This is a genomic window from Streptococcus sp. KR, assembly GCF_002238115.1.
In the GTDB taxonomy this organism is placed as follows: Bacteria; Bacillota; Bacilli; order Lactobacillales; family Streptococcaceae; genus Streptococcus.
On sequence record NZ_NGVM01000009.1, the window covers coordinates 59,714 to 71,834 of the forward strand.

Here is a 12,121-nt window from a genome sequence, read left to right on the forward strand (position 1 = left end):
TTCCACTATAACATAGACAAGCTACTTTGACTAGCATTTTCACTTGAATCTTAGGCCTTTTGGAAAATAATTTTTCAAAACATTTCCCGTCACCTTAGCAAAGCCCAACCCATTGCCTTGAACCAAAACTTGGTACCAACCATTTGGCAGACTTTCTGCCAGCTGAACGGTTTCTCCAGCGGCATACTTTACAAATTTCTCTTGGTCAATTTCAACCGACTGCTTGACCTGACTCGGTTTCAAGGCTAGACCAAGAGCGAAACTGGGTTCAAAGCGTTTCTTCTTAAAGGTACCCAGATGCAGGCCATTCCGAGCAATCTTGAGTTTCCCTAAATCTGGCAAAAGTTCTGGCAGGAGATAGAGTTGGTCACCAAAAGTCTGCAAGATTCCCCTTAGATTGACCTGCAAATGTTTTTGTGCAAATTCCTGCCACAAGGCCACTTGTTCGCGGCTGAGATTACTCTTACTTGCCTTATATTTAGGGGCTGGATTTTCACCCTTAAATTGCAAATGGGCTACAAACTGCCCCTCTCCCTTAAAATGATGAGGGTACATACGAGCCGTTTCTGGCAGGTCAATACCAGCTACCATTCCATTGATATGTTCAACTGGTAGCAAATCAAAATCATACTCTTCCAGTAGCCAATTGACTATTTCTTCATTTTCCTCAGGTGCCCAGGTACAGGTTGAATAAACCAGACGACCACCTTCAGCTAGCATGGTCACTGCATCTGCTAGAATTTCTCTTTGCAAACTAGCACATTGACTCGGATAATCTAAGTTCCAATAGTCCATAGCATCTGGTTGCTTACGAAACATCCCTTCACCAGAGCAAGGAGCATCAAGGACAATGAGGTCAAAATAGCCTTTAAAAACCTTGGCCAAACGGTCAGCAGATTCATTGGTAACCACAACATTTATCGCTCCAAAGCGCTCCATGTTTTCAACCAAAATCTTAGCCCGTTTGCTTGAAATTTCATTGGAGACGAGAAGTCCTTCGCCTGCTAGATAGGCTGCCAGTTGAGTTGATTTGCCGCCTGGAGCAGCAGCCAAGTCCAAAACCTTCATTCCAGGACTGGGCTGGGCTACTTGAGCAACCATCTGAGCAGCAGGTTCTTGCGAATAAACCAAACCAGTAGCATGCTCAGACGATTTCCCTGAAACCTTCCCATAATGTCCCCAAGGAGTTTGAGGAATGGAATCAGAAAAGGAAACTGGCGCTTCTTTTAAAGGATTGACCCGAAAGGCCGAAACCGCTTCCTCCTCAAAAGAGGCAAGAAAATCTCTTGCCTCATCTCCTAGTATCTCTTCATATTTTTCAACAAATCCTTCTGGAAATTGCATTTAAGTTCTTTTCCTTTCGTAAATATAGGACTGAATTTCCTCCTGCATCTCAAGAGGTAGCATCATAACCGGCTGTCTGGTCTGAAAATCAGGAGCCTCACCAGATAGGGTCACAACTCGATAACCCAGACTCTCCCCTAAAATACTAGCCGCAGCATAATCCCATGGTTGCAGATAAGTGACATAGGCCAACAAACGCCCTGACAAAATCTTGGCAAAACTAATGGCCGCACTCCCATAGACACGTACACCAAGTACCGCTCGACTCAAATCAGCCAGCCCCCATTCATTGGTTTCCAACATACCACTATTCCCTGCAATGAGAAAATCTCCAAGTGGTTTTGCTTTAAAGGGAGCTAGGGGCTTATCATTTAGACAAACGGGAAAGGCTCCACCACCGTGGTAACAATCCCCTTTGACCACATCATAAATCAGACCAAACTGCCCCTGACCATTTTCAAAATAAGCCATCATGACAGCAAAATCTTCCTGCTGGGCGACAAAGTTATTGGTCCCATCAATCGGATCAATGACCCAAACCTTGCCCTCTTGAACCGAGGCTCGTAGACAACCTTCTTCAGCACAAATCTTATCCTCAGGATAACGGGACAAAATCTCACCCACCAATAGTTCCTGAACTTCCTTGTCCAGTCTGGTCACCAAGTCTGTTGGAGAGGACTTGGTCTCAACACGCAAGTCTTCCTGCATATGATCAAGGATGTACTGGCCCGCCTTCTTAATAAGCTCTTTGGCAAATTCAAATTTACTTTCCAAGAGAAATCTTTCCTTCCCCTTTTTCCTTGGCAGCCTGAACTGCTCGGTAAAGCGAATAGCCACTAACTGTTTCAAATTCTCGTCCCAAACGTTTCTCTTCGCTCTTGCTTGGCACAACCGCCTTGAATCCCTTATAGGAGTCCAGTAACTTTTTAGCCTCTACCTTGCCCTCATAGGCAGCTTCAACATCATTAAAAAAAGAAAGCACTGAAGCAAGTTCTTCAGTGCTCCACGACAAATCTAGTGGGTAACTATACTGTTTGTTCATTAACTAATACCAGCTCTCATTCTTGCTTCTTTTAGTTCTTGCTTACGGTAACTACGAGGGAGAAAAGCACGAATCTCATCTTCATTAAACCCAATTTGCATACGTTTGGCATCAATAATAATTGGGCGACGCAAAAGACTAGGGTACTGCTCAATTAAATGAAGCAATTCCGATACCGAAATACTTTCTACATCAATATCTAATTTTTGAAAAATTTTTGAACGAGTTGAAATGATGTCATCAGTACCATTTTCGGTCAAGGAAAGGATGTGTTGCAATTCTTTTCTTGTTAAAGGACTAGTCATAATATTGTGCTCCTCAAAGGGCACCTTATGTTTTTCTAACCAAGCCTTTGCCTTACGACATGAAGTACAGCTCGGTGATAGAAATAGTGTAATCATGCTTTTCTCTTCTTATCTATACTTTGCTAATTCTATTATACAAAAAAATAAAGCGCTTGACTAGGGATTTTTAGAAAAAAAGCCTATTTTTTCAAGAAAAATAGACTGTTTGCGAACGATTAACCCTTTTTGGATTTGATTAATTCATTCTTGACAATAGTTTCGAATCACATACCTAATTTATTTATGCAAAATAAGAATATCTTTAGTATTATTTCCTATGACTTTTCAGGTACAGAAAACCAAAGAAGCTTTCATAGAGGGCAAAAAAGAGGAGGAAGGCATGGAGGAAAAAGGTCTCTGGCAAAATCAGAATAACTGGATCCTTGGCTGGGTCAAAAAGCCAGGTATCATCTCCCACAAAGAGAATTTGATGGAAAAGAGTAAAAAATTGGTCAAAACCAATCAAAACTCCCCCAAGACCAATCACCAAAGGCAAAACTACTAGAGTCAAAATCCCCTTACTGAATAAAGATAAAAAGCCCTTTTTCACAATCCCTTTGACAAAGAAATAGAAACTTGGTAGTGTCACTAGAGCTACTAGCTGCACCAAGTGAAAGAGGTTCTTGACCACCGCAAAGTGGTGCAGACCAGCTGCTGACGAACGAAAATCAGGCATCTGCAAGTCCTGACTAAAAGGATTGGTCAGGTAATCCATCAAAATATGAAAGTTGTATTGAATAGTTTCTGGTTTTAGATAAACTCGATCCGTCAAGTTCAGCCACTCAATCTCCAAAGGATAAAAAATCCAAGCCAAATAAATGGTCAAAAGGATTGAGAGGGAGAGTAGAAAGAGCATAGAGCCCCAAAAGGTTAATTTAGTTTTCATCAAAATCCCACTCCGCAAGACTCGAAACAACATGAGTCGGGGCGATTGGCAGGTCTGCTACTTCTTCTGCCTTGGTAAAACCTGTCGTCACCAAGAGCGTTGGAATGCCATTGTCAATCCCTGCTCGAATATCAGTCAAGTAGTTATCCCCAACCATAATCAACTCTTCACGTTCCAAGCCTAAGTGCTCAACCGCCTTGTCCATAATGATGGCATTTGGTTTCCCAATATAAACAGGCTTCACTCGTGTTGCCACTTCAAGAAGGGTAATCAGTGAACCAGCACCAGGCAAAAGACCGCGTTCTGTCGGGATGTTGAGGTCAGGGTTGGTTCCGATAAAGTGAGCACCCTTTTGGATAGCTAGAGTTGCTGTCGCAAATTTTTCATAGTCGACTTGCCAGTCCAGACCTACTACCACATAGGCAGGATTATCCTTGTCTTCCACATAACCAGCTGCCTTGATGGCTTCCTTGAGCCCTGCTTCTCCGATGACATAGACGGTCTTTTCAAGCCCCAAGTCGTTCATATAGTCGATCGTTGCCAAAGTCGCTGTGTAGACAGTCGATAGGGGCGTATCGATATTAAAATTCTGAGCCAACATCTCTTGAACACTCTCTGGAGTGCGGGTTGTATTGTTTGTTACAAAAAGATAGGGGATATTCCGCTTTTGCAATTCATGGACAAAAGCTTCTCCTGCTGGAATTCGATCTTTCCCCTTATAAATTGTTCCGTCTAAATCAATTAAATAGCCTTTATATTTCATATTTTTCTCTAATCCTTCTTCATTTCTTGCCAAGTGATAATTGCTTGGGCATTGGTAGCCCCATCACTTGTAATCTCATGCTTGGTTTCCAGTCCAGTTCGTTCAACAGCCGATGTAATCACCCCACCTGGTCGAACTTCCTTGACATACTTGAGATTGATTTTCTTGGGAATATATTGGGTCAAAAAATCCGCTCCCATGACCTCAAAAATCCAGTCCAAGTATTTACTGTTATTGACATGACCATTCATATCCAAATCGTAAAAACGGACATGGTAATCCTTGCTGATTGATTCGTTCAAGGACTCATACTTTGGCCCGCGGATAAGTTTTTTATCAAAATCAGACTGGTAAGGAGCCACAATCTCAGGCTCGACAACATGAACTCTTCGACTGTCTCGGTCCATGAGAACAAAGGTCGCCATCATGTGAATGAGCTCCTGCCCCGTTTCATCATAAATGGTAAAGCGACGGTAGCAAAAAAGTCGATTATAGCTCAAAGCTTCCGTTTCGATGGTAATTTCTTCCGCAAAGCGAGGCAAACGAACCACCTCAATATCGTATTCTGTGATAATCCAGACCAGATTATAGTCTTCCAAAATGGCCTTATCACTAACTCCTAACTCAATCGACTGCATCCCTGAAACTTGCAGGGATAGCAAAATCACATCTGGAAGCTTGATATGACCGTTCATATCAGCCATATCAAAAGGAATTTTCATTTTCATTTGATAAGTTAAGCCCATCATCCTACTCCAAAATAAATCGTTCTGCTACAGTGTCTCCTAAAAAGAGACCTCTTTTTGTCATGCGCACGCGATCACCCTCTATTTGCATGAGACCTTGTTGTACCAAGTCTCTGACAATTTCTCCATAAAGTCCATCAAAAGACCGTCCAAATTTTTCCTCAAATCTCATCATGGAGACTCCTGATTTCTTGCGGAGACCTAGGAACATTTCTTCTTCCATTTGCTCCTTTTGACTCAGGTGCTCTTCTGTGATGCGAGCGTTGCCTTCCTCAACTGCACTGAGATAATGACGAATCGGGCCGTGGTTTTTATAGCGAACACCATTGACATAGCCAGATGCCCCAGCACCGATGCCATAGTATTCAGCATTGTCCCAGTACATGAGATTGTGGCGACTTTCAAAACCGGGTTTGGAGAAATTGGAAATCTCATAATGTTCAAAACCAGCTCGCTCTAGCTCTGCAATGATGTACTCAAACATCTCCGCTTCCAGTTCCTCTTTAGGCAGAGGCAATTTCCCTCGTCGCATACGATTCATAAAGACCGTATGATTTTCCAAAATCAAGCTATAAAGGCTCATGTGGGGAATATCCAGTCCAATGGCCTTAGCCACATTTTCCTTGACCTGCTCCATGGTCTGACCAGGCAGTGCATAGATCAAATCGATTGAGATATTGTCAAAACCAGCCAGTTTCAGACGGTCGAGATTTTCATAAATATCCTTCTCCAAATGACTGCGCCCAATCTTTTTCAGCATCTTATCATCAAAGGTCTGCACGCCTAGCGAAACACGATTGACAGCCGAGTTCTTCAAAACAGCAATCTTATCCGCATCCAAATCGCCTGGATTAGCTTCAATGGTCAACTCTTCTAAGACAGACAGGTCCAAGTTTTTAGTCAAGCCCTTCAATAATACCTCCAGTTGCGAAGCTGACAAAGCTGTCGGTGTGCCACCACCGATATAGAGGGTTCGCAACTTTTGAATATCATAAGATTGAAACTCTTCTAACAGATGTTCCAAATAACTATCTACCGGCTGATTCTTGATAAAAACTTTTGAAAAGTCACAATAATAACAAATCTGGGTACAAAACGGGATGTGCACATAGGCTGACGTTGGTTTTTTCTGCATAGTACTTATTATACCACAAAGACACGCTACGAGAAAAAAATCACCATCCCCAGACACATAGTCCGTCCAGAGATGGTGATGGTTTATTCTTCTGTTATGTCAATAACAATCTCTTCTGATTCATCAAGAGTTTCGGCCTTTTCTTGCCATTGCTCCTTGAGATTATTGAATCGATCTTTTGATGCTTCTGTCGCTTGGCGAGCACATGATTTGGCTTGAGCAAGTACACTGTCCACAGTGATTTCACCTGACTCAACCTGTTCTTTGGTTTTAAGAACAAAATCTGTAGCCTGCTCCTTAACTTCTGTCAGTTTTTCACAGACCTGCTCCTTGGCATACTCAGGATCTTCTCTCAAATCATCTAGAAAATCTTGAGCCTGACTGCAAACTTGTTTGCCCTTGTCGCTTGTTAAAAACAAGGCAAGAGCTGCACCTGAAACGGTTCCTAAAAGGATTGAGGATAGTTTACCCATAAGGATTCTCCTTTTTTATTTTTTGAAAAATTTACTTGCAAGACGAAGAGCTGACAAACTTGCACCAGTCTTAAATGTTTTTGAACCAGCTGATGAAGCTTTCTTACTCAATACACGCGCATGATCATTGAGATCTGAAACAGATAGAGATAAATCTGCAACAGCACTAAAGAGTGGATCAATCGTTGCTACCTTGACATTAATATCATCTGCCAAGACATTGACCTTAGCCAGCAATTCATTGGTATGATGCAAGGTCACATCCACATCTGAAGTTAAGGTTTTAATCGTCTTCTCTGTTTCATCGATAACACGTCCAAGCTTTTGTACAGTAATGATTAGATAGACTAAAAAGACAATCAAAGCAAGGGCTACAAGAATATATGCAACTTCTAACATTTAATTTTCCTCCTCTGTAATATAGTAAGGGGCCTTCTTTCGATTTTGATATAGAATGATAAAAATACCCAGTCCGATAAGAACAACTGAAAGCCATTGAGATACTCGAAGTCCAAAGAACATGAGGCTATCTGTCCGCATACCTTCGATGACCATGCGACCGAAACCATACCAAATCAAGTAGAAAGCAGTAATATGACCTCGTCTGAGGCTCTTCCATTTTCGTCTAAAAATCAGAATCAAGGCAAAGCCAAGTAGATTCCATAGAGATTCATAAAGGAAGGTCGGTTGACGGTAGCTCCCCTCAATATACATCTGGTCACGAATAAAGCCAGGTAGATAATCCAGATTATCCACTGCTGCACCATAAGCTTCTTGGTTAAAGAAATTACCCCAGCGGCCTAGACTTTGGGCAATCATGACGCTAGGTGCCGCAATATCTAGAAAATCCCAAGTATTGATGAGTTTACGATCAGCAAAGATATAGAGGACAAGAGCCCCAGTTATCAAACCACCGTAAATGGCCAAACCACCATTCCAAATGGCAAAAATCTCTCCTAAATTCTGACTATAGTAATCAAAACGGAAAATAACATAGTAGAGACGAGCTCCTAAAATAGCCAAGGGAAAGGCTATCAAGATGAAATCTAAAATATCGTCTGGTATGATCTTCTTTCTAGGCGCTTCTTTCATGGTCAAATAAACCGCAAGAATCAAGCCTGTCACAATACACAAGGCATACCAACGAATGGCTATAGGGCCTAGATGAATAGCAATTGGATCAAGCATTAGGCACCTCGTTCTGAGCAATGAGATTTGTCAAACGTTCTTCGAATAAACGCGTCGCATCAAAGCCCATTTCCTTGGCACGATAATTCATGGCAGCTGCCTCAATCACGACAGAGATATTACGACCAGTTTTAACTGGAATGCGGATACGAGGAATGCCTACGCCAGAAATTTCTATTTCCTCGGCATTGTTTCCAAGACGATCAAAAGTCTTATGCGTATCGTAATTTTCCAGGTAAACGGCTAGCTGGACTTGTGAAGAATCCTTGACCGCACTCGCACCGTAGAGACTCATAACATCGATAATCCCAACACCACGAATTTCAATCAAATGTTTCAAGATTTCAGCTGGTTCACCCCAAAGGGTAATCTCGTCCTTGGCAAAGATGTCTACGCGATCATCTGCTACCAAGCGGTGACCACGTTTGACAAGCTCTAGACCTGTCTCACTTTTACCAATTCCACTATCGCCCTGAATCAAGACACCCATACCATAGATATCCATCAAGACACCGTGCACACTGGTACGTTCTGCCAAACGAGAATCCAAATAGCTAGATAACTCTCCAGACAATCGACTGGTCGCCGTACGGCTAGTTAAAATAGCAATCTTACATTCTCTAGCTGCCTTTAGCATCTCCTCAGGAACCACCAAACCACGAGCAACAATAACCGCAGGTGTCTCAGGTAGAAACATTTTTTTCAAGACTTGGTAACGGTTGTGAGAGGACATCGAAACGAGATAGGACCACTCCTTCATTCCCAAAAGTTGAATCCGCTCAGGCGTATAATAGTCAAAATAGCCCGTCATTTCAAGACCAGGTCGCGTAATGTCCGCGGTATTAATTTCCTTTTCAAGTAATTCTGGTTCGCCATAGACAATGTCTAGTCTAAGCTTTTCAATCACTTCTTTTACTAAAACCGACATCATTTCCTCCTTCAAATGAGTTCTTCTTTCTATTATATCAAATTGTAGGAGGATATTTGAGATTTTTGCAGGCTTTGTAGTATTTATTTAAAAGAAAAAGACTAGATTTCTCTAGCCTTTCATTTCTAATTAGAATTTTTTACGTTTACGAGCTGCTTCTGATTTACGTTTACGTTTTACAGAAGGTTTTTCATAGAATTCACGTTTGCGTGTTTCTTGAAGAGTACCAGCTTTAGTAACCGCACGTTTGAAACGACGAAGTGCGTCGTCAAGAGATTCATTCTTACGTACTACTGTTTTAGACATTTTTTTCACTCCCTTCAAGTTCAAGATCTACTCTATTTTACACGTAAAAGGAATAATTGTCAAGAAAAAACTGCCATAAACTTATATTATCTTCAATTTTAATCTTGTTGTTAATCTTGTTAAAATTGATTAACATTTATAGATGGAAATGATATAATAGTGACACATATTGATTAGCAAAAATTAGTATTATTTAGAAGTGAATCTATAACATGAAAAGAATCATAAAAATTTGCCCTGTGGTCAGTATTTTAGTTGTAATTTGTTTATTGCTAGGAATTCTTACTACCTTTTTGGGAAGTGTAATGTATGACTTATTTGCATTTCATTCAAAGCCAATTTATTGTTGGCAATACTTTAGTGGTACATTTATGCATGGAAGTAAAGAAGCACCAGTATGGTTTATATGGTTTCATTTAGTTTTAAATACTTTAATGTTACTTCCTTTTGGTGGGCTATTGGAGTATAAAAGGGGATCAAAATATGTATTTTTAGTTTTTATTACTTCTATGGTAATATCTTCAATTGTATTCCATATATTAACACAGAATCAAGAAATTCAGGCATCGGGTATCTCTGCTATCGGCTATGCTTTTGTAACGGGTGGGGTGATGAATATGTTTAGTATATGGAAAAATTTCAATTTAGGATTAAAATTATTTTATATCCTTTTAATCGTTCTATCTCTCACCATGCTTCTACCAAATATAACAGGCTGGATTTCAACCTTTCTTCACATGTCAGGAATTGCCAGTTATATCATGGTTTCCAGCATCAACAACTATCGACTGTCTTAATAAAAATCGTATAGTATCATAAAAAATAGTCAATACGATTATATCACAGTTTACAGACATTTAATAATTTTCTATTGGATACCTTTTTATATGAAATATCGACAATTGTTACGGGAATTTACAGAAAAATTTCTTTTAGCAGGATAGTGAACATTTGAAGTAAAAAACCACTCACTCCAAAGAGCAAGTGGTTTTTATACTTTTTATTTTTCAAGTAAGCTGAGCGCTTCTGCATCTGCAATAATCGTCACATCTGGGTGGTTTTGTAGGCTACTTGCTGGTAAGTTCTCAGTCACTGTACCAGACACGGTTCCAGCAATGGCTTCTGCTTTCGACTCACCGTAAGCAAAGAGAAGGATTGACTTGGCATCCAAGATATTTTTAATCCCCATTGAAATGGCTTGGGTTGGAACGTCTTCAATCTTGTCAAAGAAACGTGCGTTTGCTTCAATAGTAGACTGGTCAAGTTCGACTAGGTGTGTTTGACTGTCAAATGGAGTACCAGGTTCATTAAATCCGATATGTCCATTGCGACCGATTCCCAAGATTTGGAGGTCCACTGGATGGTCAGCTAAAATTTGGTTGTAGCGTTCAACTTCAGCTTCAGCATTATCCTTAACCCCACGAGGCAAGAAACTTTCTTTAAATGGTTTTTGGTTGAACAAGTTTTCTTGCATGAAGTAACGGTAAGACTGTGGATTGTCTCCATCAAGACCTACATACTCATCAAGGTTGACACTGGTTAGATTTGAAAAATCAAGGTCACTCTCAACAATTTCCTTGTAAAATTCAAGTGGGCTACTTCCTGTAGCAAGTCCTAGGGTTTGAGCGCCATTGGCTAATTTTTCCTTCAAAATCTCAAAAGCAACTTTTCCACCTTCGATTTGATTTTCAACTTTAATAACTTTCATCTTTTCATCCTCCGCTTTAATCTATATTTATTATATGGTATAGACCAATTTTTGTCAAGTGAAAACGATTTAATTTTCAAAAAAAGAGCGACTATACTTGAAACATGTTATAATGGATAGGATTAGAACTTAGAAAGAATGAATAGATATATGAATACAGCTGATTTTGATTTCCACTTACCCGAGGAATTGATTGCCCAAACGCCCCTTGAAAAACGAGATGCCTCTAAACTCCTCATTGTCAACCGTGAGACGGGAGAAATGCAGGATAAACACTTCCACTCCATTATTGATATGCTGGAACCTGGTGATGCCCTCGTTATGAACGACACCCGCGTTCTCCCTGCCCGCCTCTATGGTCAAAAGGAAGAAACAGGAGGCCATGTGGAACTTCTCCTGCTCAAAAATACTGCTGGAGATGAGTGGGAAGTTCTGGCTAAACCCGCCAAACGCCTCAAGGTCGGCACTCGCGTTTGCTTTGGTGACGGCCGTCTCAGCGCTGTCGTTACGGAAGAATTGACTCACGGGGGCCGCATTGTCCGCTTTGAATACCAAGGAATTTTCCTAGAAGTTTTAGAAAGTCTGGGTGAAATGCCTCTACCGCCTTATATCCATGAAAAACTGGATGACCGTGAACGCTATCAAACCGTTTACGCCAAGGAAAGTGGCTCTGCTGCTGCACCTACTGCTGGTCTTCACTTCACCAAAGAACTGCTAGCAGAAATCCAAGCTAAGGGTGTTCATCTAGTCTATCTGACTCTTCATGTCGGACTCGGAACCTTTAGACCCGTTTCAGTTGACAATCTGGACGAACACGAAATGCACTCAGAATTCTACCAACTTTCTGAGGAAGCTGCTACCACCCTTCGATCTGTCAAGGAAAATGGAGGCCGTGTCATCGCTGTCGGAACCACTTCTATCCGCACCTTGGAGACTATTGGTTCCAAGTTTGATGGGCAAATCCAAGCAGATTCTGGCTGGACCAATATCTTTATCAAACCTGGCTATGAATGGAAGGTTGTGGATGCCTTCTCAACCAACTTCCACCTGCCAAAATCAACTCTGGTCATGTTGGTTTCTGCCTTTGCCGGCCGTGAATTGGTCTTAGATGCCTACCACCATGCCATTCAAGAACACTATCGCTTCTTTAGTTTTGGCGATGCCATGTTTATCTATTAATTGTCATAATCAAAAAGCGCATATTATCAGGTATTATAAAACCTTGATAGTATGCGTTTTGTAATGGATAGAAAATGAG

Annotated in this window: 16 protein-coding genes; 2 read left to right on the top strand and 14 right to left on the bottom strand. The window is 41.0% G+C overall.

Translation table 11 applies throughout. The features are described 5' to 3' along the window. Positions 1-39 precede the first annotated feature (39 nt). The 13 genes from CBI42_RS05135 to rpsU all read right to left on the bottom strand — a co-directional run bounded on the left by CBI42_RS05135 (position 40) and on the right by rpsU (position 9,155). Positions 40-1,344 (bottom strand): RsmF rRNA methyltransferase first C-terminal domain-containing protein, encoded by a 1,305-nt coding sequence (locus CBI42_RS05135; protein WP_094753412.1) that lies wholly within the window; start codon positions 1,342-1,344, stop codon positions 40-42. Continuing rightward, entirely contained in the window at positions 1,345-2,118 is a 774-nt protein-coding gene (locus tag CBI42_RS05140; protein WP_094753413.1) for an inositol monophosphatase family protein, read from the bottom strand. Beyond that, on the bottom strand, positions 2,108-2,386 hold the full coding sequence (locus CBI42_RS05145; protein WP_001041974.1) for a UPF0223 family protein: 279 nt from the start codon (positions 2,384-2,386) through the stop codon (positions 2,108-2,110). Before CBI42_RS05145 ends, CBI42_RS05140 begins: the two co-directional genes overlap by 11 nt. Continuing rightward, entirely contained in the window at positions 2,386-2,787 is a 402-nt protein-coding gene (locus CBI42_RS05150) for a Spx/MgsR family RNA polymerase-binding regulatory protein (protein ID WP_000631254.1), read from the bottom strand. Before CBI42_RS05150 ends, CBI42_RS05145 begins: the two co-directional genes overlap by 1 nt. Positions 2,788-2,998: 211 nt before the next feature. Continuing rightward, a complete protein-coding gene (locus tag CBI42_RS05155; protein WP_049487853.1) occupies positions 2,999-3,616 on the bottom strand; it encodes a TIGR01906 family membrane protein in 618 nt (205 codons plus the stop codon). Then, entirely contained in the window at positions 3,606-4,379 is a 774-nt protein-coding gene (locus tag CBI42_RS05160) for a TIGR01457 family HAD-type hydrolase (RefSeq protein WP_049487855.1), read from the bottom strand. The genes CBI42_RS05155 and CBI42_RS05160 overlap by 11 nt, the downstream gene beginning before the upstream one ends. Before the next feature lie 8 nt (positions 4,380-4,387). After that, on the bottom strand, positions 4,388-5,125 hold the full coding sequence (locus tag CBI42_RS05165) for an acyl-[acyl-carrier-protein] thioesterase (protein ID WP_049487862.1): 738 nt from the start codon (positions 5,123-5,125) through the stop codon (positions 4,388-4,390). A gap of 4 nt (positions 5,126-5,129) precedes the next feature. Then, the gene (gene hemW, locus CBI42_RS05170) at positions 5,130-6,260 is read right to left on the bottom strand and encodes a radical SAM family heme chaperone HemW (RefSeq protein WP_049487858.1); all 1,131 of its coding nucleotides are present in this window, start codon (positions 6,258-6,260) and stop codon (positions 5,130-5,132) included. A gap of 83 nt (positions 6,261-6,343) precedes the next feature. Then, entirely contained in the window at positions 6,344-6,733 is a 390-nt protein-coding gene (locus CBI42_RS05175; protein ID WP_000517381.1) for a YtxH domain-containing protein, read from the bottom strand. A 15-nt stretch (positions 6,734-6,748) separates the two neighbouring features. Continuing rightward, positions 6,749-7,132, bottom strand: a complete 384-nt coding sequence (locus CBI42_RS05180) for a DUF948 domain-containing protein (protein WP_042750944.1) — start codon at positions 7,130-7,132, stop codon at positions 6,749-6,751. Beyond that, entirely contained in the window at positions 7,133-7,921 is a 789-nt protein-coding gene (lgt, locus tag CBI42_RS05185) for a prolipoprotein diacylglyceryl transferase (RefSeq protein ID WP_045606015.1), read from the bottom strand. Continuing rightward, positions 7,914-8,849, bottom strand: a complete 936-nt coding sequence (hprK, locus tag CBI42_RS05190; protein ID WP_000115152.1) for an HPr(Ser) kinase/phosphatase — start codon at positions 8,847-8,849, stop codon at positions 7,914-7,916. The genes lgt and hprK overlap by 8 nt, the downstream gene beginning before the upstream one ends. A gap of 129 nt (positions 8,850-8,978) precedes the next feature. Then, on the bottom strand, positions 8,979-9,155 hold the full coding sequence (gene rpsU / locus CBI42_RS05195; protein WP_000048054.1) for a 30S ribosomal protein S21: 177 nt from the start codon (positions 9,153-9,155) through the stop codon (positions 8,979-8,981). A 212-nt stretch (positions 9,156-9,367) separates the two neighbouring features. Here rpsU and CBI42_RS05200 point away from each other — a divergent pair, with 212 nt between their 5' ends. Continuing rightward, positions 9,368-9,952, top strand: a complete 585-nt coding sequence (locus CBI42_RS05200) for a rhomboid family intramembrane serine protease (RefSeq protein WP_000821239.1) — start codon at positions 9,368-9,370, stop codon at positions 9,950-9,952. A 203-nt stretch (positions 9,953-10,155) separates the two neighbouring features. Here CBI42_RS05200 and CBI42_RS05205 read toward each other — a convergent pair whose 3' ends face one another. Beyond that, a complete protein-coding gene (locus CBI42_RS05205; RefSeq protein ID WP_094753414.1) occupies positions 10,156-10,863 on the bottom strand; it encodes a glucosamine-6-phosphate deaminase in 708 nt (235 codons plus the stop codon). Positions 10,864-11,013: 150 nt separating this feature from the next. On the opposite strand from CBI42_RS05205, the gene queA reads away from it, so the two are divergent. Then, the gene (gene queA, locus CBI42_RS05210; RefSeq protein WP_094753415.1) at positions 11,014-12,042 is read left to right on the top strand and encodes a tRNA preQ1(34) S-adenosylmethionine ribosyltransferase-isomerase QueA; all 1,029 of its coding nucleotides are present in this window, start codon (positions 11,014-11,016) and stop codon (positions 12,040-12,042) included. The last annotated feature ends 79 nt before the right edge of the window (positions 12,043-12,121 follow it).